Annotated in this window: 24 protein-coding genes; all 24 read left to right on the top strand. The window is 41.0% G+C overall.

The window, feature by feature from the left end; all coding sequences use genetic code 11:
- The first annotated feature begins 11 nt into the window (after positions 1 to 11).
- The 24 genes from ispG to K6I41_RS16440 all read left to right on the top strand — a co-directional run bounded on the left by ispG (position 12) and on the right by K6I41_RS16440 (position 22,709).
- The gene (ispG, locus tag K6I41_RS16555) at positions 12 to 1,127 is read left to right on the top strand and encodes a flavodoxin-dependent (E)-4-hydroxy-3-methylbut-2-enyl-diphosphate synthase (RefSeq protein ID WP_004698760.1); all 1,116 of its coding nucleotides are present in this window, start codon (positions 12 to 14) and stop codon (positions 1,125 to 1,127) included.
- Positions 1,124 to 2,416: a histidine--tRNA ligase gene (gene hisS / locus K6I41_RS16550; protein WP_013198977.1), complete on the top strand. Its 1,293-nt coding sequence runs from the start codon at positions 1,124 to 1,126 to the stop codon at positions 2,414 to 2,416. The genes ispG and hisS overlap by 4 nt, the downstream gene beginning before the upstream one ends.
- 27 nt (positions 2,417 to 2,443) lie before the next feature.
- Positions 2,444 to 3,142 carry a YfgM family protein gene (locus K6I41_RS16545; RefSeq protein ID WP_004794712.1) on the top strand — a complete coding sequence of 233 codons (699 nt, stop codon included), beginning with the start codon at positions 2,444 to 2,446 and terminating at the stop codon, positions 3,140 to 3,142.
- On the top strand, positions 3,142 to 4,287 hold the full coding sequence (bamB, locus tag K6I41_RS16540) for an outer membrane protein assembly factor BamB (RefSeq protein ID WP_250374802.1): 1,146 nt from the start codon (positions 3,142 to 3,144) through the stop codon (positions 4,285 to 4,287). Before K6I41_RS16545 ends, bamB begins: the two co-directional genes overlap by 1 nt.
- Before the next feature lie 187 nt (positions 4,288 to 4,474).
- Positions 4,475 to 5,884 (top strand): ribosome biogenesis GTPase Der, encoded by a 1,410-nt coding sequence (gene der, locus K6I41_RS16535; protein WP_004794708.1) that lies wholly within the window; start codon positions 4,475 to 4,477, stop codon positions 5,882 to 5,884.
- Between the two features lie 197 nt (positions 5,885 to 6,081).
- Positions 6,082 to 6,696 carry a beta-ketoacyl synthase chain length factor gene (locus K6I41_RS16530; protein ID WP_198307471.1) on the top strand — a complete coding sequence of 205 codons (615 nt, stop codon included), beginning with the start codon at positions 6,082 to 6,084 and terminating at the stop codon, positions 6,694 to 6,696.
- Positions 6,681 to 7,484: a lysophospholipid acyltransferase family protein gene (locus K6I41_RS16525; RefSeq protein ID WP_199987233.1), complete on the top strand. Its 804-nt coding sequence runs from the start codon at positions 6,681 to 6,683 to the stop codon at positions 7,482 to 7,484. Before K6I41_RS16530 ends, K6I41_RS16525 begins: the two co-directional genes overlap by 16 nt.
- A 1-nt stretch (position 7,485) precedes the next feature.
- A complete protein-coding gene (locus K6I41_RS16520; protein WP_000067033.1) occupies positions 7,486 to 7,746 on the top strand; it encodes a phosphopantetheine-binding protein in 261 nt (86 codons plus the stop codon).
- A gap of 5 nt (positions 7,747 to 7,751) precedes the next feature.
- On the top strand, positions 7,752 to 8,006 hold the full coding sequence (locus K6I41_RS16515; protein WP_080649511.1) for an acyl carrier protein: 255 nt from the start codon (positions 7,752 to 7,754) through the stop codon (positions 8,004 to 8,006).
- A complete protein-coding gene (locus K6I41_RS16510; RefSeq protein ID WP_250374801.1) occupies positions 8,003 to 8,557 on the top strand; it encodes a COG4648 family protein in 555 nt (184 codons plus the stop codon). The genes K6I41_RS16515 and K6I41_RS16510 overlap by 4 nt, the downstream gene beginning before the upstream one ends.
- 9 nt (positions 8,558 to 8,566) lie before the next feature.
- Positions 8,567 to 10,225: an ApeI family dehydratase gene (locus tag K6I41_RS16505; RefSeq protein ID WP_250374800.1), complete on the top strand. Its 1,659-nt coding sequence runs from the start codon at positions 8,567 to 8,569 to the stop codon at positions 10,223 to 10,225.
- Between the two features lie 2 nt (positions 10,226 to 10,227).
- Positions 10,228 to 10,968: a glycosyltransferase family 2 protein gene (locus K6I41_RS16500; protein WP_250374799.1), complete on the top strand. Its 741-nt coding sequence runs from the start codon at positions 10,228 to 10,230 to the stop codon at positions 10,966 to 10,968.
- A 2-nt stretch (positions 10,969 to 10,970) separates the two neighbouring features.
- Complete coding sequence (locus tag K6I41_RS16495) at positions 10,971 to 11,897, top strand: lysophospholipid acyltransferase family protein (RefSeq protein WP_250374798.1); 927 nt, start codon at positions 10,971 to 10,973, stop codon at positions 11,895 to 11,897.
- A 1-nt stretch (position 11,898) separates the two neighbouring features.
- A complete protein-coding gene (locus tag K6I41_RS16490; RefSeq protein WP_151767333.1) occupies positions 11,899 to 13,434 on the top strand; it encodes an HAL/PAL/TAL family ammonia-lyase in 1,536 nt (511 codons plus the stop codon).
- Positions 13,435 to 13,443: 9 nt separating this feature from the next.
- Entirely contained in the window at positions 13,444 to 13,872 is a 429-nt protein-coding gene (locus K6I41_RS16485; protein ID WP_003654902.1) for an acyl-CoA thioesterase, read from the top strand.
- Positions 13,872 to 14,501 carry a LolA family protein gene (locus K6I41_RS16480; RefSeq protein WP_250374797.1) on the top strand — a complete coding sequence of 210 codons (630 nt, stop codon included), beginning with the start codon at positions 13,872 to 13,874 and terminating at the stop codon, positions 14,499 to 14,501. Before K6I41_RS16485 ends, K6I41_RS16480 begins: the two co-directional genes overlap by 1 nt.
- Positions 14,476 to 16,791: an MMPL family transporter gene (locus tag K6I41_RS16475; RefSeq protein ID WP_250374796.1), complete on the top strand. Its 2,316-nt coding sequence runs from the start codon at positions 14,476 to 14,478 to the stop codon at positions 16,789 to 16,791. Before K6I41_RS16480 ends, K6I41_RS16475 begins: the two co-directional genes overlap by 26 nt.
- 29 nt (positions 16,792 to 16,820) lie before the next feature.
- Entirely contained in the window at positions 16,821 to 18,116 is a 1,296-nt protein-coding gene (locus tag K6I41_RS16470; protein ID WP_250374795.1) for an NAD(P)/FAD-dependent oxidoreductase, read from the top strand.
- 2 nt (positions 18,117 to 18,118) lie between these two features.
- The gene (locus K6I41_RS16465; RefSeq protein ID WP_016142227.1) at positions 18,119 to 18,664 is read left to right on the top strand and encodes a DUF3261 domain-containing protein; all 546 of its coding nucleotides are present in this window, start codon (positions 18,119 to 18,121) and stop codon (positions 18,662 to 18,664) included.
- On the top strand, positions 18,661 to 19,863 hold the full coding sequence (locus K6I41_RS16460) for a beta-ketoacyl-[acyl-carrier-protein] synthase family protein (RefSeq protein ID WP_250374794.1): 1,203 nt from the start codon (positions 18,661 to 18,663) through the stop codon (positions 19,861 to 19,863). The genes K6I41_RS16465 and K6I41_RS16460 overlap by 4 nt, the downstream gene beginning before the upstream one ends.
- Positions 19,863 to 20,288: a hotdog family protein gene (locus K6I41_RS16455; protein ID WP_000762337.1), complete on the top strand. Its 426-nt coding sequence runs from the start codon at positions 19,863 to 19,865 to the stop codon at positions 20,286 to 20,288. Before K6I41_RS16460 ends, K6I41_RS16455 begins: the two co-directional genes overlap by 1 nt.
- Positions 20,289 to 20,311: 23 nt before the next feature.
- Positions 20,312 to 21,037 carry a 3-ketoacyl-ACP reductase FabG2 gene (locus K6I41_RS16450; RefSeq protein WP_192835832.1) on the top strand — a complete coding sequence of 242 codons (726 nt, stop codon included), beginning with the start codon at positions 20,312 to 20,314 and terminating at the stop codon, positions 21,035 to 21,037.
- Complete coding sequence (locus tag K6I41_RS16445) at positions 21,037 to 22,263, top strand: beta-ketoacyl-ACP synthase (RefSeq protein ID WP_111855463.1); 1,227 nt, start codon at positions 21,037 to 21,039, stop codon at positions 22,261 to 22,263. Before K6I41_RS16450 ends, K6I41_RS16445 begins: the two co-directional genes overlap by 1 nt.
- An 11-nt stretch (positions 22,264 to 22,274) precedes the next feature.
- On the top strand, positions 22,275 to 22,709 hold the full coding sequence (locus K6I41_RS16440; protein ID WP_004794675.1) for a hypothetical protein: 435 nt from the start codon (positions 22,275 to 22,277) through the stop codon (positions 22,707 to 22,709).

The following is a 22,709-nucleotide window of genomic DNA, read 5'->3' as shown; positions in this document are numbered from 1 at the left end:
TGAGCGATACAATGATAGAGAACCCAATTAAACGTCGACCAACACGCAAAATTCGTGTTGGGTCGGTGTATGTCGGTGGCGATGCACCTATTAGTGTGCAAAGTATGACAAACACTGAAACTTGCGATGTTGATGCAACTGTTGCTCAGATTGAGCGTTGCGTTGATGCAGGTGCTGATATTATGCGTGTTTCGGTCCCATCTATGGAGGCTGCTGAGGCATTTGGCGCAATTCGTAAGCGCGTTTCAGTACCATTAGTTGCAGATATTCATTTTGACCATAGAATTGCCTTAGCAGTTGCAGATTATGGTGCAGACTGTTTGCGTATTAATCCGGGTAATATCGGGTCAGACCAGAAAGTTCGTGAGGTCGTTGCTGCAGCACGTCATCACGGTATTTCAATGCGTATTGGTGTGAATGCGGGTTCTCTAGAAAAAGATTTACAGAAAAAATATGGCGAGCCTACTGGGCAAGCGCTTCTTGAATCGGCTTTACGTCACATTGATATTTTAGACCGCCTTGATTTCCATGAGTTTAAAGTTAGCGTAAAAGCCTCAAATGTGTTTTTAACCATGGATGCTTATCGCTTGCTTTCTCAGCAAATTGATAATCCATTACACCTTGGCGTTACCGAAGCAGGTATTTACCGTACGGGTACTGTGAAATCAGCGATTGCCCTTGGCGGATTATTGATGGAAGGTATTGGCGATACAATGCGTATTTCGCTTGCTGCCGAACCGGAAGATGAAATCAAGATTGGTTTTGATATCTTAAAATCGCTTGGCCTACGCTCTAACGGCATTAACTTTATTGCTTGTCCGAGTTGTTCGCGCCAAGAGTTTAATGTTATTCAAGTGATGCAAGCTTTGGAAGAGCGTCTAGAAGATATTCGTACTCCAATGGATGTGTCAGTGATTGGTTGTAAGGTAAATGGCCCGGGTGAAGCAAAAGAAGCTGATATCGGGGTTGTTGGGGCTGCGCCTCGCTCACTGGTTTATCGTAATGGTGAGAAAAGCCATTTAATCGATACCGATCAATTGGTTGATGAAATCGAAACAATGGTTCGTCAACGTGTCCAAGAGCTTGAAGAAGCTAAATCTAAAGAAATTATTCGTAGTTCATCATGAGTTCAATTGTCGCAATCAAAGGTTTTAATGACGTCTTGCCAACGCAAACAGTAGCGTGGAGACGTCTTGAGCAACATTTAGCATCGTTAATGGATGCTTATGGTTATCAACAAATTCGTTTACCGATCGTTGAGCAAACGGGCTTGTTTAAACGTGCTATTGGTGATGCCACCGATATTGTTGAAAAAGAAATGTATACCTTTTTCGATAAAGGCAACCCACCAGAGTCATTAACTTTACGTCCGGAAGGTACAGCTGGTTGTGTTCGTGCCTTGGTTGAACATAATTTGTTGCGCGGCGCTACGCCACGTGTGTGGTATATGGGACCTATGTTCCGTTATGAAAAACCACAAAAAGGGCGTTACCGTCAGTTCCACCAGTTTGGTGTAGAAACTTTTGGCGTTGCGACTCCTGACATTGATGCTGAATTGATTATGTTGACAGCTCGCTTATGGAAACGTATGGGCGTTGCTGATAAGGTTCAGCTTGAGTTGAATACTTTAGGCGAAACTGATGAGCGTACAGAGTATCGCAATGCATTAGTTGCTTTTTTAAATGAGCATAAAGATGCGTTGGATGAAGATTCGCAGCGTCGCTTAACAACAAATCCATTACGCATTTTAGATTCTAAAATTGAATCTACCCAGAAAATTCTGGAAAATGCGCCGAAATTGCATGATTTCTTAAAAGAAGATAGTTTGGATCATTTTAAGCAGTTACAAGATTATTTGACTGCTGCTGGCATCCAGTTTGTAATTAACCAGAAGTTGGTACGTGGTCTGGACTATTACAACAAGACTGTTTTTGAATGGACGACTACAGCACTCGGTTCGCAAGGCACAGTATGTGCTGGTGGACGCTACGACGGTTTAGTTGGCCAATTAAAAGGTAAGCCAGATCAATCTGTACCAGCTGTTGGTTTTGCGATGGGTATGGAGCGTTTATTGCTTCTGCTTGAGCAAGTTGAACAAGCTGAAGTTATTCGCGATTGTGAAGTCTTTTTGGTTGCAGAACCTGCTTATCAAACGAATGCTTTGATTTTAGCGGAACAATTACGTGACCAGTTAGAAGCTGCAAATAGCAGTATTCGAATCAAAACAGGTTCACAAGGCAGCATGAAAAGCCAGATGAAAAAAGCTGATCAGGCTGGAGCGATCTTTGCTTTGATTTTAGGGGAACGAGAGTGGGAAGCGCAGCAGTTTGCTATTAAAGAGTTAGCAACAGCTGAACAGTCACAAGTCGCAATTGCTGACCTCGTACCATTTTTAATCCAAAAATTTACAAAATAAACTGAACATCTGGAAAAGGACAATCACATGAGCTTAAGTGATGAAGAACAATTCGACAGCTTAAAGTCGTTCGCCAAAAAATATGGTTCTGCCATGATTAGCGGAATTCTCATTGCGTTGATTGCCTTTTTTGGGTGGACATACTGGCAAAAAAAGAATCTGGCAACTAGTCAGGTAGAAACTGCAAAAGTACAGCAGTTAATGGATGAGGCAAATGCGAGTGCCGATAATCCAAATGCTTTAAGTTCAGTAACTGCATCAGCAGATAAAATTGTAAAAGATGATATCGACTCTGTTCAGGCCATACAGACTCAGTTTGTATTAGCAAAATTAGCCTATGAAAAACAAGATTATGCTGCTGCCGAAAAAGCCTTAAAGAAAGTTGAAAATTCAAAAGTTAAAGATGAAGGTTTGATTCAGGTTGTAAAATTGCGTTTAGCAGATGCACAATTGGCGCAAAACAAATATGATGAAGCACTAAAAACTCTGTCTGGTAACGTCGATCCTGCATTTAAAGCAACGGTAGAAGAGTTACGTGGTGATATCTTTGTTGCTAAGAAAGATGTTGATTCTGCTAAAAAAGCGTATCAGGCAGCTTGGAATTCGTTACTAGAACGTAAACAAGAGCGACAAATTTTACAAATTAAACTCGAAAGTGTTGGCGTTTTAGTTGAAGATCCACAGATTGAGCGCCCAATTTTGGAAACACAGGTGGAAGAGTCTTAATGAATCAGAAATTCAAACTGCCTTTGGCAATTGCAATCGCATCGGCTGTACTGGTGGGATGTTCTAGTAATAAAGTAAAAGAAGTTAAACCAAATCCTCTACCGAAATTAACCGAGTCGAAAAAGACCTTAACGCCAGTGTTTTCGCGTAGTGTTTCTTCTACAGATAAAGCTGATCCATTACGTTTGCAACTTGATGCAAACGATGGTGTGGTTTTCACGCTTGATCCAAAAGGTGAAGTAGCTGCATATCGTGGTAAACAACGCATTTGGGAAAAGAAAGTCAGTAAATTAGGCTTGAGTTCTGGTGTTGAAGCTGCTGAAGGAATTGTTGTTGTTGGTAACAGTAAAGGTCAACTCTTCGCACTAGATCAGGCAACAGGCGAGCAGAAGTGGACTGCACAGTTATCTGGCGCATTGTTAAGCCCGTCATTGGTTCAATCTGGACGTGTTATTACCATTGCGAATGATGGTACTGTATTTGCACATGATGCTACTTCAGGCCAACAAGTTTGGGCTTATAAGTTACCGAATGTCCAATTTAGTTTACGTGGCCAGGCATCACCAGTTGGCCTTGACCCTCGTACTGTATTAATTGCTTCTGCGAATGCATATGTTTATGCAATTGATACCATTAGTGGTATTCCGCGTTTCCAACGTCGTGTTGCGGTAAGTGAAGGTCGTTCTGATATTCAACGTTTAATTGATATCGATGGTGATCCTACTGTAGCTGGACAGTTTATGGTAACGACCAGTTTCCAAGGTCAAGTGACTGTAACCGATCTTGCTTCTCAACGTGTCGTTTGGAGTGAAGATTCGAGCAGTACTAAACGTCCAGAAGTTTATGACAATAAAGTATTTGTCTCTTCAACAGATGGTAAGTTAACAGCTTACGATTTAGCGTCTGGTGAAAAAATCTGGGAAAATGATAGTTTGTTAAACCGTCATTTAAGTAACCCAGTTGTGTTAGGACAAGATCTTGTTGTAGGTGATTTAGATGGCGTATTACATCTTGTTGAACCAACAACAGGTAAGTTAATTGGTCGTTCAAAAACAAGTGGTGAAGTTAACACATTGCGTGTTATCGAGAATCAACTTTATGTTTCGACCCGAAAAGGTGATTTAAGTATTTGGCAGAATCGTTAATTTCGTTCGCTTGTGCTAAAATAAGCGCTTAACAAATTATGCTGTTAAAAATATCGGGGTGTTTGAATTAAATCAGTTCAAAGCCCCGTCTTTTATTATGGTCATCTCTGACCTTAAAATATATCTCCTGTACTGTTTTTAATGCTCATGCCATGAGATATGGCTGGTCTTGAATTAAGGTTATTGTATGAAACCCGTTATTGCGCTCATTGGTCGTCCGAATGTCGGAAAATCAACGTTATTTAACCAGATTACCAAGAGTCGTGATGCACTTGTAGCCGACTTCGCAGGCCTGACTCGTGACCGTAAATATGGTGATGCGACTTATCAGAATAAGTCTTTCATTGTCGTTGATACTGGTGGTATTGGTGAAAATGAGGGCGGTATTGATAACTACATGGCCGAGCAGTCAAAAACAGCAATCAATGAAGCAGATATCATTATTTTTGTGGTTGATGCTCGTGCTGGTTTATTGGCTTCAGATGAGCAAATTGCCCGTGAACTACGTACTTTGGGCAAGAAAATTTATCTTGTTGCGAACAAGGTAGATGGCGTTCATGCAGAAGCGGCTTTGGTTGAATTCTACAAACTTGGTATGGGTGAACCTTTACAAGTTGCTGCCAGCCATGGTCGTGGCGTACAGCAAATGCTTGAGGATGTTCTTGAGAATGTTCCTGAAGACGAAAGTGAAGAAGAACACGACAAAGCAACAGGTTTACGTTTAGCTATTATTGGTCGTCCAAACGTTGGTAAATCTACCTTGGTCAATCGATTACTTGGCGAAGATCGTGTAGTAGCATTTGACCAACCGGGTACAACCCGTGATTCGATTTATATTCCTTTTGAACGTGATGGCCGTCAATACACATTAATTGACACAGCTGGTGTGCGTCGTAAGGGTAAAGTAGAAGAAATGATTGAGAAATTCTCAATTGTGAAAACGCTACAAGCAATTAAAGATGCACATGTGGTTGTTGTGGTTCTCGATGCTCGTGAAGGGGTTGTTGAGCAAGATTTGCATTTAATTGGTTATGCGCTTGAAGCTGGGCGTGCCATGATGATCGCCATTAATAAATGGGATAACATGACCGAATATGATCGCAAACAATGTAAATTGGATGTTGATCGTCGTTTTGACTTTATTCCATGGGCGAAAGTGCACCTTATTTCAGCTTTGCATGGTACGGGTGTAGGGGATATGTACCCAACTATTCACCGTGCTTATGATTCATCGCATTTAAAAGTTTCACCTGCGAAATTAACCCAAATTTTGAATGATGCTACAGATGCACATCAACCGCCAATGGTGAGTGGAAAACGTATTAAAATGCGTTACGCGCATATGGGTGGACAAAACCCACCAACGATTGTGATCCATGGTAATAAGGTTGATAAGACTCCTGCGGATTATCGTCGTTACTTAGAAAATGTGTTCCGTAAAGTATATAAACTTGAAGGTACACCAGTTCGTATTGACTTTAAAACTTCTGAAAACCCGTTTGAAGGTCGTAAGAGTCAAATTGATGAACGTACTGCTGCGCGTCGTCGTCGCTACATTCAGAAATTTAAAAAAGCAGAGAAAAAATTTAATCGTTAAGCTTTTTAACGTTCAAAAACCCAAAGTTTTCTTTGGGTTTTTTATTGCAAATAAATGAGCACATGCCAAGAGTTATGAAAAAGTGTGAGTATTAAACGTAATTTTTTGTAAATTTTATAACGAATGCTATAATCAGTATCTTTATAAAATAATTTATATTTCGACAGAATAACGCGGCTTAGGGTTCATTTTTTAGCATGGTAACATTACATCTTGCTCAGCTTATATTTACACATGCTCAGCCCTCCTACGCAGCTCTCGACTGCATTCCCGCGATGCAGCGTAGACGGTTATCGCCCTTAGCTAAACTTGCTTTAAATAGCGCGATCGGTGCATTAGATGGTAATAAAGCCGATTATATTGTTTGGGTGTCAAAATATGGTGATGAGGCCAAAACTTTAAATATCTTAAAAGATGTTTTAAATGAACAAACTCCATCGCCTACACAATTTTCAACGTCTGTTCATAATGCAATTTCCGGGCTTTATTCTATTTTATGTCAGGATGATACTCCCTCTACAAGCTTAAGCTGTTCATGGACTGAAAGTTTGATTGAGGCATATGCACTTTTAAAGTCAATGACTGATATCAAGCGAGTCCTAGTCGTTGCTTATGATGAGCCATTACCTAATATTTATGCTGAGGCAGTCGATTTTTCTGCCTATGCAATGGCTACCGTCGTTACTCTAGAGCAACCTAATTTACAAATTACTGCGTGGATGCATACAGATGAAGCAGATGCTCCTGCTTTTGCTCATTTTTGGCAGGATGCTGACCAGTTAACATCTGCATTTGGGTGGAACAAATGCTAAATCTTAAAAACCTCAAGCAAAAAAGTAATTATTGCTGGCGTGTGGCTGCTACTGGTTTTAGTTTTGCCAGTTTTGGACTGGGTGGCATAGCCATTGCCTCAGTGATTGCACCAGTACTAAATGCGACAACCTCTGATTCTGAAAAGCGTCAGCAGCGTGCACAAAATGTGATTAAACATAGTTTTAAAGGCTTTACCGAAATGATGGTTAAACTTGGCATCATGACTTATTCGGTAGAAGGCTTGGAAAAGCTACAAAATAGTCGTCAAGAGTTGGTGATTGCCAATCATCCGACTTTGATTGATGTTGTAGTACTAATTGGTATGATGCAGCAGGCTAATTGTGTTGTGAAGCAGTCTCTTTGGTCGAACCCATTTACCAAAGGACCCGTACAAAGCGCAGGCTATATTTTAAATGCAGGTTCTCAGCAGTTTGTTGAAGACTGTGTAAAGCGTCTAAAAGAAAACAATGCGGCTTCTCTTTTAATTTTTCCGGAAGGAACGCGCACTGAAAAAGGGATGACCCTCAACGAATTTCAGCGAGGCGCAGCCAATATTGCCATTCGCGCAAATGTACCAATTCGTCCAGTAATTATTACCTGCACACCATCAACATTAACCAAGAATGAAAAATGGTACCACGTACCATCTCAACCATTTCATATCGAGGTCAAGGTTTTAGATGCAGTACAAGTATCAGATTTGTTAGACGATTTAACAGTAGGACCTAAACAAGTTCGTCAGTTAAGCCGTAGTTTTTATAAAATTTTTGATGAAGAGTTATCTTGAAATGAGCAATCTTGCTGATGAACTAAAGCAAATGATTATTGATGTTTTGGCACTTGAAGATATCACTATTGCGGATATTGATACAGAAGCGCCACTATTTGGAGAAGGTTTAGGATTAGACTCGATTGATGCACTTGAGTTGGGACTAGCTTTGAAAAAGCGTTACAACATTCATTTAAATGCAGAGTCGGATGAAACCAAACAGCATTTTAAATCAATCCAGAGTTTGGTTGCTTTAGTTGAAGCACAACAGAAGTCATAAGGAGCGTGATGATGTTATCTCAAGAGCAAGTATTAACTAAACTCCGTGAATGGATGGAAGATTTGTTTGAAATTGAACCAGAGTCTGTTCAACTCGATTCGAATCTTTATTCAGACCTTGATGTCGACAGTATTGATGCGGTTGATTTAGTTGTAAAAATTAAAGAGTTAACAGGTAAGCAAGTAAAGCCTGAAGACTTTAAAAATGTGAGAACCGTACTGGATGTTGTGACGGTTATTCAGAACATGACTGCTGAATGAAGTTTATTCTTAAAGGGATAATAGCAGCACTTTTTGTGCTGTATCCCTTTATTGTGGGTTGGAGTTTGACACACGGTCAATTCATTTGGGTAAGCCTATTACTCATCGGGTTGGGTGTCGTCAGACTTTTTGGTAAAGGTAACTCATTATTATGGCCTTTAACCGGTTTTGCTATTGTTTGTGGCAGTCTGAGCTTATTGTCACACAATCATGCGTGGTTAAAGTTATATCCAGTCGGTATGAGTTTAGGCGCATTAATTATTTTTTCGCTGACACTCATCAAGCCGCCGTCTATGATTGAGCGCTTTGCCCGACTCGTTGAACCTGATTTACTTGATTCTGGGGTGCAGTGGACCAGACAGGTGACTAAAGTTTGGTGTGTTTTCTTTTTTTGTAATGCACTGATCGCGTTAAGCACTGTGCTTTTTACCTCAACTCAGGTTTGGGTCATTTATAATGGCTTTATTTCTTATGTGCTGATGGGCATTTTGTTCCTTGGTGAATTTATTTTGCGTAAGCGACATCAGCGTTTACATTCTTCAAATCATTAATTAAAAACTATGTATTGCCATTTTCAGAAATTCATCGATTCAGCTCAGCCACTTTGTATAGACGATGCTCTGCACTCGACCAGTTTTAATTACTTTTGGCAGGATGTGGTCTTACAAGCTACTGCAATTGCTCAAATGGAAAATCTAACTTGGGCTTTATGGGAAGCAGATAGCTATGAATTTCTGGTTTTATTCTTTGCTGCTTTGCTAGCGAAAAAACAAGTACTTTTACCACCAAATCGAGTACGTGAACTAGAACAAGATTTTGCAGCACAGCAGATTTATTTTTTAAAGCGCCAAAATACTGAAAAAGTTGTTCCTTCATCTTTAACCTTAGACGATGCTTTTTTAGAGCAGGCGCAACTCTATTTTTATACATCAGGTTCAACTGGTGAACCTAAAAAAATTCCAAGGACACTCAAACAATTACTCAACGAAGTTCAAGGGTTAAGTCAAAGCTTTAGTTTTGATGAACATGCGATCGCGATTGCAACGGTTAGTCATCAACATATTTATGGATTACTGTTTAAATTACTGCTACCACTTGCTACTGGTCGAAGTTTTTATGTGCCTCAAATGGCATTCCCAGAAGATGTGGTACAAGCTCAAAAACAATTAGAAACGTTGGGATTAAGCAATTATTTGATCTCAAGTCCTGCATTATTAAAACGTTGGACAACCGATGTCGTTTTGCAACACTGTCAAATGGTGTTTAGTTCTGGTGGCAAGCTAGAAAGTGGTATTCGCCCTTTCTTAAATCGTCCAATTGTTGAAGTTTTGGGAAGTTCGGAAACTGGTGGTATTGCCCATCGTGCTAAAGATGAAGATGCTTGGACTGCATTTAGTAATGTGGCTATTCGTATAGAAGAACAGCAGCTCATGGTTAAGAGTAATCACGCCTATGAAGATGATTGGATTAGCACAGGTGATGGCGCTGCATGGACCGATGCAACATGTCAGACCTTTAAGTTGATGGGGCGTACAGATCGAATTGTAAAACTTGAAGAAAAGCGCTTGAGTCTAGATGCGATTGAGCAAAGTATTCAGGCTCTAGATGTCGTAAAACACTGTCATGTGTTGGTACTTGAGCATGAGCAACGTCAAATATTGGGTTGTATTGTTGTTCTGACAGAACAAGCTCGTGAGCAGTTACAACAGCACGGTAAGTCCGCTTTTGTCAGCCATTTAAAACAACAACTAAAAGATAGCTTGGAAACGATCTCGATTCCTCGTCAATGGCGTTTCCTTAGCCAGTTACCACAAAATACTCAGTCCAAACTCAATAAAAATTATTTGAAAACTCTATTTAAGTCTATGTTACAACCCGTAGTGCTGTCACAGTCACAAAATTCAGATGACTACATTTGGGAGTTGGAATTTCCACCTGAGTTAGCTTGTTTTAAAGGGCATTTCCCAACACAACCCATTTATCCTGGGGTTGGGCAAATAGGTTTTTTACAACATTTTGCTAAATCAATTTGGTCTGATTTGAGCTGGTGTCAGGGGTATGAGCAGTTAAAATTTCAAAACCTGATTCGTCCGTATGCCGTGGTACAACTCAAGCTTGCTCGAAAAGAGCATAAAGTGAGTTTTGAACTACGTGATTCAGAACAGATTCTGGCTTCAGGGCGATTATTATTTGCCTTGCAAACAGAAGTAGAGGATTAAAAATGCAGTCCAATTACGGCTTTGTTGTTCCGGTTTATAATCATCCACATTATTTAGCAGATTTGATTTCTTATCTGGACAGTTTTCATCTACCGATAGTGTTGGTCAATGATGGTAGTGATGATGCGTGTAGCCAAATTTTAAAAGCATTGGCCGAGCAATATTCCCAAATTCACTTAATTGAACATGAGGTGAATAAAGGTAAGGGACAAGCCGTAATGACTGGTTTACGTGCAGCCTATGAGCTTGGTTTAAGCCATGCATTACAACTCGATTCGGATGGTCAACACTGCTGGGATGACATTCCAAAATTTATTGAGCAGTCTCGACAACATCCAGATGCAATGGTAATTGGTCAGCCATACTTTGATGCCTCTATTCCTAAAAAGCGCTTATATGGCCGTTACATTACCCATTTTTGGGTCTGGTTAAACAGTTTGTCTTTTGAAATTAAAGACAGCATGTGCGGGTTTCGTGTGTATCCGCTTGAGAGCACAATAAATGTTTTAAATAGTGCTAAATTTCAGCCACGTATGGGTTTTGATAGTGAAATTTTAGTGCGTTTAAAGTGGGAAAATACTCCTTTTATTAATGTACCAACGCCTGTGGTTTATCCAGAGCAGGGTATTTCTCATTTTCATGCTTGGCGAGATAACTTAGGACTAAGCAAAGCACATGCAACTTTGTTTATGGGTATGTTGATTCGCTTGCCGAAGATATTAAAACAAAAGCTGCAAGGTTAATTATGACAGATTCAGCTTCACCAAAATGGAATGACATTAAAGAGCGAGGCGGCATGTTGCCCCTTATGCTGATGTTATGGTTTTACCGTTTTGGTGGACGTTGGTTATGCAAGTTGGTGATGTATTTTGTCATTATGTGGTATTGGTTATTTGCAGCCACAGCAAGACAGGCTTCCTTGCTTTATTTACAAAAACTGCATCATTTTGCTGGATCACAGTCGCCGTTTAACCACCAACCAAATTGGACAAATAGCTACGCGCATTTCATGCAATTTGGCGAATGTATTTTAGATAAGATTGAGGGCTGGTTGGGTAATATTCCCGAGCAGGAACTGCAAGTTTTTGGGCACGAAAACTTCTCTCAGCATTATCAAAAAGGTGCTCTGATTATTGTCTCTCACTTTGGCAATATTGAGTTGCTTCGAGCCATTAAGTCAGAGCATCCACAGAAAATTAATGTGCTGGTTTACCAAAAGCACGCGACAAAATTTAATGAGTTTTTGAAAAAAATAAATGATAAGGCAGATGTCTGTCTTTTATCAGTTGATGAGCTGGGTATTGAAACTGCAATGTTGCTGCAAGAAAAAATGCAGCAAGGTGAGTGGGTCATTGTGGCGGCAGACCGAGTGCCTGTGCAGTCAGATCGTGTACAGCATGTTGATTTTTTTGGGGAGTCAGCAGCTTTCCCACAAGGTGCATGGATTTTAGCAAATTTACTTAAAGTGCCTGTTATTGCGGTGTTTTGCTATCGAGTGCAACAGCAGTTTCAAGTGCATATTCACTCAATTGCCGAGCAGATAAATTTACCTCGTGCTAAGCGTATTGAAAGTATGCAAACCATCACTAAAACGTACGTTGCCGTACTAGAACAGCATTGTCTGCGTGCCCCTTATCAATGGTTTAATTTTTATAATTTTTGGACGAAATAACATGCGTGTGTTAACCGTAGGTGAACAGCCACTGAGTATTGAAGATGTCGTTTCTGTAGCAAGAGGCGAATGTCAGGTTGCTTTACCAGAAACGTCTGAGTGGCGTGAACTAATTCAAAAAGGCGCTGATTTTCTCGATCAACTCCTTGAGGAAGAAGGGGTTATCTACGGAGTGACTACGGGGTATGGCGACTCATGTTTGGTTGAAGTGCCATTACATCAGGTTAATGAACTACCTCTACATCTTTCACGCTTTCATGGTTGTGGTTTAGGCGAAAATTTAGATGTCATCACTGCACGTGCAGTAGTCGTGACACGTTTATGTTCATTGGCTCGCGGTTATTCAGGCGTGTCGATAGCACTACTTGAACGCTTGGTTTGGTTGCTGAATGAAAATGTAATTCCAGTCATTCCATCTGAAGGTTCAGTCGGAGCAAGTGGTGACTTAACGCCGTTGTCTTATATTGCGGGAACCTTAGTTGGTGAGCGTGATGTCTATGTTGATGGACAAACTGTTCCAGTTGCTCAAGTCTATGCTGAAAAGAATATGCAGCCTTTAACGCTTAGACCGAAAGAAGGTTTGGCGCTCATGAATGGCACAGCAGTGATGACAGCAATTGCTTGTTTAAATTATAAAAAAGCAGAGCAAATTGCACTTGCAAGTACTTTAATTACTGCTCTAAATGTATTGGCTTTGGAAGGTAATCCTAGTCATTTTGATGAAGTTCTGTTTGCACAGAAGCCCCATCCGGGGCAGCAGCAAATTGCCAAGCAATTACGTGATTGGCTGAATAGTGAAGTACAAACAGCACATCAAAGTCCACGTTTGCAAGACCGTTATTCGCTTCGTTGTGCACCGCACATTATTGGTGTGTTTGAAGACTCAAAAGTATGGTTACGTCAGTTTATTGAAAATGAACTGAATTCAAGTAACGACAATCCATTGATTGATCCAGTCGGTATGCGTGTATTGCATGGCGGTCATTTTTACGGTGGACACATTGCACAAGCAATGGACAGCTTAAAAATTATGATTGCCAATATTGCTGACTTGATGGATAGACAGATTGCACAACTAGTCGATCATAAAATGAATCATGGTTTACCACGTAATTTAACGGGTGCAACGGCTGAACGTTTGCCACTGAATCATGGTTTTAAAGCGGTACAAATCGGAGTATCGGCGTGGACGGCTGAAGCCTTAAAAAACACTTTGGCAGCTTCAATTTTTTCACGTTCAACTGAATGTCATAACCAAGACAAAGTTAGCATGGGAACTATTGCTGCGCGTGATGCGAGCCGAGTAATTACCTTAACACAGCAAGTCATTGCAGCGCTGTGCTGTGCAAGTGTGCAGGCGATTCACTTGAAAGGCCTCACCACACAGTTAAGTCCAACATTGCAGGCATTTATGCAATGGACCTTACAAAGCTTTGCATTTGTCGAAGAAGACCGACCATTACAAACCGAATTACAACAGATTGTTGATCGTTTAGACCAACTTGAACTGTTTAATCAACCAGAATTTATGGGATAAGGTGAGCCAATGCATGCAGATGTAATCATTGAAATTCCATTTCATGATGTCGATACCATGAATGTGGTTTGGCATGGACACTATTTAAAATATTTTGAGATTGCGCGCTGTAAATTGCTCGATCAATTTCATTACAACTATATGCAGATGAAAGAATCAGGCTATGCATGGCCTGTGATTGAAAGCCATGTTCGCTATGCATACGGTATTGAGTTTGAACAAAAGATTCGGGTTCGGGCCATTTTAAAAGAATGGGAAAACCGTTTGAAAATTGATTATTTGATTTTTGATGCTGAGTCAGGAAAACGTTTAACCAAGGGTTATACCACACAGGTAGCGGTGAATATTGAAGCTCGTGAAATGTGTTTTCAATCGCCACAGGTTTTGTTTGATCGCTTGAATGCATGGTCTGAGTTTCAACCGAAGAGGAATACGTGATGTCTCAATTCATCAAAACTTTAGGTTTCGGTGCTGCTGTTTGGATGAGCAGTTTAAGTGCGGTCTATGCAGCGCCAACACAGATCACTCAAATTTTTCAGCAATTGTCACAGTCTCCTACGGTTCGTGCTGATTTTGAACAGCAAAAAAAATTGCCATCGTTGAATAAAACTTTTATATCGAACGGCTCTTTGTTGTTCTCAAAATCTTATGGTGTAGCCTGGCAAATCAAACGACCTGTACAAGCAGATTTGATTGTTACCCCAACCAAATTGGTACAGAAAACTCAGCGTACATTTAGCCAAATACAAGTTGATCAATCGCCATATAGTTCGGTCGCGACTTTATTCTTACAACTCATGTCTGGTAATGAACAGGCTTTGGCAAAGAATTTTAATGTGGTAAGTGCGAATTATAGTCCAGCGGGTTGGAGCATGAGCTTAACTCCGAAAAGTAGCTTGTTTAAAAAGTTATTTGTGCGTGTTGATGCTCAAGGACAACAGTACGTCAACCAAATCGTAATTACCGAGAAAGCGAATAATTTAACGACCATTCGCTTTAGTCACCAGACTTCTCAACCGACGACTCTAACGGCTGCTGAGCATGCGATTTTCCAACTGGCAAAATAGGTTCACCGCGCTTTGGTTAATTGCTCTGCTACTGATTGCGGTGGGGCTTGGCGTGACGTGGCTGAATAAAGATATTCATATTCAAACTAATATTTTTGCGTTATTGCCTAAAGTTCAGCAAGACCCAGAACTTGCACGTACTCAGCAGTACATGAATGAGCAACTCAACAATAAAGTATTTGTGGTGGTCGATGCCAAAGATGAAGCTGCGATACAACAAGCGACTCATTTCTTAACAGCGCAGGCCAAGCAAAGTCAGTTGTGGCAACCGCTGAAGCCACAACTTGATTTTGATCAATTTGCAAAACAGTTGTATCAACATCGCGCAGGTTTGTTGAGTGCTCAAGATCAAGCCTTATTGCAAAAAAAGGATTATGCTGCGCTGACTGAACAAAGTCTGATGCAGATGATGAGTCCAGGCATGCCTGTCACTGCTGAATCACTTAAGCAAGACCCGCTATTATTGTTCCCCCGTTATGCCATGCAGTTGGCAACCCCGTCGCAACAAGATATTGAAATGGAGCAGGGCTTTGCCACGATTCATCATGAGCAAGGTATCTCTCGGCTTTTCGTATTACAGTTGACGCAAAGCCCATACAATATTGATTACCAAGAACAGACCTCTACTTGGATTGAGCAAACTAAGCAAAAGTTAGCTGCAATGGGATTAAAATCTCATTGGACTGGAACTATTTTATTTTCAAATTTTGGGACGCAATCCGCTAAACAGGAAATATCAACCATTGGTGTTGGCTCGACACTGGGCTTAATTTTTCTGGTTTGGTTCGGCTTTCGCTCACTGCGACCTTTGGCGACCGAGTTTATTGCAGTTTCGACTGGAAGCTTTGTGGCGTTTGCAGTCACACATTGGGTATTTGGTGAAATTCACCTGATGACATTAGTATTTGGTGCAAGTCTGATTGGTGTTTGTGTCGACTTTTCATTTTATTTTATGGCGATGCAATCGCAGCATAGAAAGCTTGGTGGTTTTCAAATTTTAAAACCGCTATTACCAAGTTTGTTTATGGGCTTAATGACCACATTGGTTGCTTACATCTTTTTGAGTTTTACTCCGTTTCCTGGGTTCAAGCAGATTGCAGTCTTTTCAATTGTAGGATTAACTGCGGCGTGGATCAGTAGTGTTTTACTATTACCAAGATTACCTGCACTCAATGCCCAGCCAGCAATAAAAGCATTATCGTGGATTGGACACGCACGGTTATGGTTTCAGCAACGAACCACAGTCCGTTATAGCTTGATTGCAATCATTTTAGCAGTAGGTACGGTGAGTCTTTTCTATCTTAAAAGTAACGATGATATTCGTAATTTACAAGGTATGGACGCGAGTTTAAAGCAGCAAGACCAAGCGGTTCGTGAACAATTTGGCCAGCAACAAAGCAGTGATTATTTTGTAGTACGAGCCGCTTCTGCAAATGAAATGCAGCAACAAGAGCAGCAACTGATTAGCCACTTGCAACAGTTACAAACAAGCGGAAAAATCAGTGCATTTCAAGCTCTGGGGCAATGGATTCCACCATTGGCAGAGCAGCAACACAATGTACAACTACTAAGAAATATTCCAAAAGCGACTTTGCAGCAATATGCACAAAGCATGGGGCTAAATGTTAATGATGTTTTACAGTGGCAACAGCAACTGGCGACACAACCGTTATTAGATTTTTCTGTATTTAAAGATCACCCTTTAGCTTTTTTACAGCCTGAAACCAATGAGCGATTAGTCATGGTGACAGGAGCAAAACAGCCTGACGTGTTAAAGCAGCTTCAGAATGATCATATACATTTCCAGCAACCGATTACCGAAATGTCGCAAATGTTTGCTGAACATCGAGTGCAGGCTCAACATCTTCTGATTTATGCCTTAATTGGTCTGGCGGTTGGCTTAGCGCTTATTTATGGACTAAGTTCGATTGTGCCATTGGTTCTGCCAGTCAGTTTGGCATTACTGAGCACTTTTGCTATTCAGGCATGGTTAGGTGTCGAAATAAATTTGTTTAGTATTATGGCGACTTTCCTGATTATTGGGATTGGTGTCGACTATGCAATTTTCTACCGACATGGACATGATCACCCTCAAGTAGTTGGAATGGCATTATTTTTATGTATGATGTCGACCTTACTTGGCTTTGGATTACTTTCATTTAGCCATACTTATGCAATTCATTGTTTTGGTTTAACGGTTTTATTCGGGGTTATTTTCTCGTTTATCTATGCGACTTTGTTAACGCCCGCAGATGAAAAACATATTGTAAATTTACAAGACCATTCATAATTTGAATAAATTAAAAAGGAAGTTGTGCTATGAGCACTATAGAAAAAATTGACGTCGTGATTATTGGGGCTGGGCCATCAGGTAGTTCTGCTGCTGCACTTCTTCGAAAAAAGGGCTATACCGTTACGGTCATTGAAAAACAGCATTTCCCTCGTTTTTCGATTGGTGAGTCATTGTTACCTCAATCTATGGCATTTTTAGAAGAGGCTGGTTTATTAGAAACAGTGCGTGAGCATGTTGAGCAATATGCTTTTCAATTTAAAAATGGGGCAGCTTTTCTACGTGGCAAACAGCGTAGTTTTTATGACTTTACAGAAAAATTTACGGATGGTCCGGGAACAACTTGGCAAGTTCGCCGTGCAGATTTTGACAATTTGCTAGCAAAACAGGCTCAAGTTTATGGCGCAGACATACGCTTTGGACATGAAGTCTTAGATGTTGATGTTGCATCTGAACAGCCTGTACTTACAGTAATTGATGAAGAACAACAGCGTTATCAGATTCAAACTAAATTCTTGTTAGATGCAAGTGGCTTTGGTCGAATTTTGCCAAAATTATTAGATCTGGAGAGTCCATCAAACTTTCCAGTACGACGTGCGCTGTTTACCCATGTTGAAGATGGAATTACAGATGACCCAGAGTTTGATCGCAATAAAATTCTAATTACGGTGCATGAAAAAGATCACCGTGCATGGTATTGGTTAATTCCATTTGCTGATGGGCGTGCTTCTTTCGGTGTCGTTGCAGAACAAGAATTTTTTGACAAATACACGGTCGAAAATGCTGAAGATAATGAACCAGAGGCAATGTTTAAGCGTATTTTGGCTGATGAATCAAGCTTGTCACATGTCTTGCGCCATGCAAAGTTTGATACACCAGTGCGTACTTTGGTGGGCTACTCAGCGAATGTAAAACACTTGGCAGACCGCAACTATGCGCTATTAGGTAATGCGGGTGAATTTCTTGATCCGGTCTTTTCATCGGGTGTGACGATTGCTCTTAAATCTTCAAGTTTGGCGGTTCCTTTGGTTGAACGAGTTTTACAAGGTCAGCAAGTCGACTGGTTAGAAGAATATGAAAAACCATTACGCCGCGGCATTCAGGTATTTCGTGCCTATGTTGAGTCATGGTACGAAGGCGAGTTCCAAGATGTGGTGTTCTCGCAAAATCAGAATGAAGGTATTCGCCGTATGATTTCTTCATTATTGGCTGGTTATGCGTGGGATGAAAAAAATCCAATCCATAAAAGTGCCAAACGTAGACTCAACACTTTGGCAGAATATTGTCGTGAAGGCTTGGCGCAAGAACAGGTACTTGAGGGATAACCATGCAACGCAAATGGGCAACGATATTACTCAGTAGCTTTATATTTTTAAATGGTTGTCAGGTCATGCCTCATGCCAAAGGGCTGCAAAGTCCTCTATGGCAGGCTCAGACTTATCAAAGGCAAGATCAAGTTGAAGTTCAGTGGAAGCAGCAAAGTTTTAGCTTCTTGTTATATCAACAGCAAAAGGGTGCTGTACTGGATATGGTCGCTTTAAGCCTGACAGGGCAGCAATTATTTAAGTTACAGTTTGATGGGCATCGGGTTCATGTTGAACAGCGTATTGATCAAATGCGTTTATTGCCTTTTGAATTTGTGGTGCGTGACCTTTTGTTTGCGACATACCCTCAGTTTTCGCATTTAGGGCAGCAAGCTGTAGAGATGAAACAACAAGCAGACAAGCAGGTTGTTTATATTGAAAAGCAGCCTGTGTTGCAGCTTAAACAGGGACAAGGAAGCATTGAGTTGATTAATGAACAAGTCCCTTATACCATGACGCTGAGTTCGATTGAGAACACTTTACAGACAGAAGAAAGTCCTACGCCATGAAACATTTACCTTCAGCAAATGCAGCTCCAATGGCAGTAGGCATACAATTTAGTGTTGGTTTATCTGCATTAGGCTGCGAACTTAATCAAATCAAACAAGCATTACAACAGCCGCAGCAAACTTTGAGTTTGCGTAATGATTTAATCGCTGATCGTGATGTTTGGGTGGGACAATATACGCATCCATTATGTTCGAGCGTACCTGATGCTTTACAGTCTGTAGATTCACGTAATCTACGTTTTGCATTAACCGCATTATCTAAAATAGAAACAGAGTTAAAAGCCTATACAGCAACCTTTGAAAATAAACGTTTGGCGATTGTGGTGGGCACATCGACTTCTGGTATTGCAGATAATGAATTATTACTTAAGCAATATTTTCAAGGGCAAACAGATCTATCGATATCTCATTATCCTCAAGAAATGAGCTGTTTAGCGAAAGCATTACAGCAGTACTTAGGATGGGAAGGACCTGCATATACGATTTCGACAGCTTGTTCTTCAAGCGCTAAAGCATTAGCTGCAGGGCAGAGATTACTTCACGCAGATTTAGCCGATGTTGTGCTAGTCGGTGGCGTCGATACCTTGTGTAAGTTGACTCTAAATGGATTTAATAGCCTAGAGAGTTTATCTGAACATATTTGCCAACCCTGCGGTCTAAACCGTGATGGTATTAATATTGGTGAAGCCGCTGCGTTTTTTGTACTAAGTAAAGAACAAGCACCTGTCATGTTAATGGGGGCGGGTGAATCTATGGATGCATGGCACATTTCGGCCCCGCATCCTGAAGGCAAAGGTGCTGCTTTAGCTATGCAACGTGCATTAGATATGGCACGTATTTCAGCTCAAGAGGTGGGTTATATCAATTTGCATGGAACAGCAACTCCACAAAATGATGCAATGGAAATTAAGGCTGTAAGGCAAATTTTTGGCGATTACCAAGTTGCTTTAAGTAGTACAAAACATAAAACTGGACATTGTCTTGGTGCAGCGGGTGCCATAGAGGCTTTTATTTGTGAGCAAGTTTTAAAAGATCAAAATTGGTTGCCTTTACATCAAAGTGTTGAGATTGATCCAGATTTGGCTGACCAAAACTATGTGCAAAATGCCGAACTAAAACAGCCCATCCGCTATGTCATGAGTAATTCTTTCGCTTTTGGGGGAAGTAATATTAGTCTTGTTTTTGGAGTGAAGCCCTAGTGAAACTAGATGCAATTCAATATATTCCTCATGAGCAACCGATGGTATTTATTGACCATTTAACTGAGGTTGCAGAAGGGCGGGCGCAAGCAGAACTTACGATTACGCCAGAGCTTATGTTTTGTGAAGCAGAAGGTTTGCCGACATGGGCAAGCATTGAAATTATGGCACAAACGATTAGTGCTTATTCAGGCTGGCAAGGTCAGCAGTCAAAACAAGCGCCAAAAGTCGGTTTTTTATTGGGAACGCGTAAGTTAAATTTACCGATCCCTTATTTCGCCTTGGGTTCTCGATTGATCATTCAAATAGAACAACAATATTTTCATGAAGGACTTGGGCAATTTTCCTGTGAAATTCAATATGCTGAGCACTGCATTCAGGCAACGTTAAGTGTATTTGAACCAACAGAATCACCATTTGAATAACCACAAAGAATTAGGAATACATTGTGACAAGACGAATTTTAGTAACAGGTTCAAGTCGAGGAATTGGGAAAGCGATTGCATTACAACTAGCAAAGGCTGGTTTTGATGTGACTGTACATGCACGTTCGCGTCAGGCAGAGGCTGAGCAAGTCGTACAAGAGATTCAAGCGTTAGGAAAAAATAGCCATTATCTAATGTTTGATGTAAATGAACGCCAAACTGTTCAACAGATTTTAGAACAAGATGTAGAGCAGCATGGCGGATTCTATGGCGTTGTATTGAATGCAGGTCTTACTCATGATGGAGCTTTTCCTGCACTCACCGATCAAGATTGGGACGAAGTTATTTCAACGTCCCTAGACGGTTTTTATAACGTATTAAAACCATTAGTTATGCCAATGATTCATTTACGTAAAGGTGGCCGTATCGTCACCTTATCTTCGGTTTCTGGGATTATGGGTAACCGTGGTCAGGTTAACTATAGTGCTGCAAAAGCAGGATTGATTGGTGCGACCAAGGCTTTGGCCCTCGAATTAGCGAAGCGAAAAATTACTGTGAACTGTGTTGCGCCAGGGTTGATCGAAACTGAAATGGTGACAGACGAAGTCAAAGAACATGCACTTAAAATGATTCCGTTGCAACGCATGGGACAGGTCGATGAAGTGGCGAGCGTGGTGAAATTCTTGTGTTCAGATGAAGCCTCTTATGTAACTCGACAGGTTATTTCTGTAAATGGGGGACTCATCTGATGAAACGTGTAGTCGTGACGGGAATGGCCGGAATTACCTCTTTAGGTGAAACCTCCGATGAGATTTTTGCTCGATTTGACGCCGCCAAAAGCGGTATACGCTACATGCCAGAGTGGGAGCAATATGTTGATCTTCGGACCAAGCTTGCTGGCCCTGTTGAAACATTCCATGTTCCAAAACACTTTAACCGTAAAGTTACCCGCGGGATGGGGCGTGTAGCCCTTATGTCTGTGGTTTGTGCGGAAACTGCCTTACAAAATGCTGGTTTGCTTGGGCATGAAATTTTGTCTAGTGGCGAAGCCGGTGTTGCTTTTGGTTCTTCTGCGGGTAGCGTAGAGGCCGTGGGTGAGTTTGCTAGCATGTTGCTTCATCAGAGCATGAGTAAGATCAACGCAACAACCTATATTCGTATGATGGCCCACACAAGTGCGGTGAACATGACCGTATATTTTGGTCTAAAAGGCTTAACTTTACCGACCTCAAGTGCATGTACTTCTGGTTCTATGGCCATTGGGCAAGCCTATGAAGCCATTAAATATGGCAAACAACAGGTTATGATTGCGGGTGGTGCAGAGGAACTCAGTGCAGCAGGTGCAGCGGTTTTTGATGTATTGTTTGCGACTAGTGGCATGAATGACCAACCAGAAAAAACACCGCGTCCATTTGATGCTAAGCGAGATGGATTGGTGATTGGTGAAGGCGCAGGCTGTTTAATTTTAGAAGAATACGAACATGCCAAAGCTCGAGGTGCTCATATCTATGCAGAGGTGATTGGCTATGGTAGCAATACTGATGGTCAACATGTAACTAAACCAGACGCCGAGATGATGGGGCGCTGTATGCAATTGGCACTTAAAGATGCATCTGTAGAGGCTAAAGACATCGCTTATGTGAATGCGCATGGTACCTCAACTGATCAGGGGGATGTAGCTGAAAGTCAGGCGACAGCAACAGTTTTAGGACGTAAACCGATCAGCTCTTTAAAAAGCTACTTTGGACATACGCTGGGGGCGTGTGGAGCTATTGAAGCTTGGCTGAGCATTGAAATGATGAATCGTGGCCGATTTATTCCAACTTTAAACCTAGATGAAATCGACCCATTGTGCGGTGATCTGGATTATATCGTTCAGCAACCGAGAACTTTGGATGCTGACATTATTATGAGCAATAACTTTGCTTTTGGCGGAATTAATACATCGCTTATTTTTAAACGTGTTAAACAATAAGGAACACAACAATGTTAAATAAAAAACTTTTATTTGTAGCAATGCTAAGTGCGGGTTTTACTGCCACTGTTCAGGCTGGAGATGAAGTACATCAGTTAAATTTTAAAGAAGCTGTAGACCGTGCAGTTGCAGATGGGACTTTAGATGGTTCAGTAAAGTTTTATTTAAAGGGTACAAAGTCTGGCGGTAAAATCATTCAAAAAGATGCGGTGACTAATAAAAAAACCAATGGTTTTGGTAAGTCAGCAGCAACGTCGTGTGACTGGGTTTTACGTTCAGCACTGATCCAAATGCAAAATAATGCTAAAGCACAAGGTGCAAACGCTGTTACCAATATTGTGAGCTATTTTAAAGCCAATGAAACTACAAGTACGACAACTTACGATTGCTATAAAGGTGCGATGATGGCGGGTGTTACCTTAAAAGGCGATGTGGTTAAGTTCTAA

Origin of the sequence: Acinetobacter sp. AS23, from assembly GCF_023612055.1 — a bacterium.
Taxonomy (GTDB): domain Bacteria; phylum Pseudomonadota; class Gammaproteobacteria; order Pseudomonadales; family Moraxellaceae; genus Acinetobacter; species Acinetobacter oleivorans.
Note: the sequence above shows the minus strand (reverse complement) of the source record. Positions and strands in the feature narration are given on the sequence as shown.

Bases quoted from the DNA above. Each gene is read 5' to 3' on its own strand.
- K6I41_RS16485 (WP_003654902.1), top strand. From the start codon at position 13,444: ATGCATGCAGATGTAATCATTGAAATTCCATTTCATGATGTCGATACC.
- K6I41_RS16460 (WP_250374794.1), top strand. From the start codon at position 18,661: ATGAAACATTTACCTTCAGCAAATGCAGCTCCAATGGCAGTAGGCATA.
- K6I41_RS16490 (WP_151767333.1), top strand. From the start codon at position 11,899: ATGCGTGTGTTAACCGTAGGTGAACAGCCACTGAGTATTGAAGATGTC.
- K6I41_RS16480 (WP_250374797.1), top strand. From the start codon at position 13,872: ATGTCTCAATTCATCAAAACTTTAGGTTTCGGTGCTGCTGTTTGGATG.
- der (WP_004794708.1), top strand. From the start codon at position 4,475: ATGAAACCCGTTATTGCGCTCATTGGTCGTCCGAATGTCGGAAAATCA.
- K6I41_RS16475 (WP_250374796.1), top strand. From the start codon at position 14,476: ATGCGATTTTCCAACTGGCAAAATAGGTTCACCGCGCTTTGGTTAATT.
- hisS (WP_013198977.1), top strand. From the start codon at position 1,124: ATGAGTTCAATTGTCGCAATCAAAGGTTTTAATGACGTCTTGCCAACG.
- K6I41_RS16510 (WP_250374801.1), top strand. From the start codon at position 8,003: ATGAAGTTTATTCTTAAAGGGATAATAGCAGCACTTTTTGTGCTGTAT.
- ispG (WP_004698760.1), top strand. From the start codon at position 12: ATGATAGAGAACCCAATTAAACGTCGACCAACACGCAAAATTCGTGTT.
- K6I41_RS16520 (WP_000067033.1), top strand. From the start codon at position 7,486: ATGAGCAATCTTGCTGATGAACTAAAGCAAATGATTATTGATGTTTTG.
- K6I41_RS16445 (WP_111855463.1), top strand. From the start codon at position 21,037: ATGAAACGTGTAGTCGTGACGGGAATGGCCGGAATTACCTCTTTAGGT.
- K6I41_RS16495 (WP_250374798.1), top strand. From the start codon at position 10,971: ATGACAGATTCAGCTTCACCAAAATGGAATGACATTAAAGAGCGAGGC.
- K6I41_RS16465 (WP_016142227.1), top strand. From the start codon at position 18,119: ATGCAACGCAAATGGGCAACGATATTACTCAGTAGCTTTATATTTTTA.
- K6I41_RS16440 (WP_004794675.1), top strand. From the start codon at position 22,275: ATGTTAAATAAAAAACTTTTATTTGTAGCAATGCTAAGTGCGGGTTTT.
- K6I41_RS16530 (WP_198307471.1), top strand. From the start codon at position 6,082: ATGGTAACATTACATCTTGCTCAGCTTATATTTACACATGCTCAGCCC.
- K6I41_RS16545 (WP_004794712.1), top strand. From the start codon at position 2,444: ATGAGCTTAAGTGATGAAGAACAATTCGACAGCTTAAAGTCGTTCGCC.
- K6I41_RS16500 (WP_250374799.1), top strand. From the start codon at position 10,228: ATGCAGTCCAATTACGGCTTTGTTGTTCCGGTTTATAATCATCCACAT.
- K6I41_RS16505 (WP_250374800.1), top strand. From the start codon at position 8,567: ATGTATTGCCATTTTCAGAAATTCATCGATTCAGCTCAGCCACTTTGT.
- bamB (WP_250374802.1), top strand. From the start codon at position 3,142: ATGAATCAGAAATTCAAACTGCCTTTGGCAATTGCAATCGCATCGGCT.
- K6I41_RS16470 (WP_250374795.1), top strand. From the start codon at position 16,821: ATGAGCACTATAGAAAAAATTGACGTCGTGATTATTGGGGCTGGGCCA.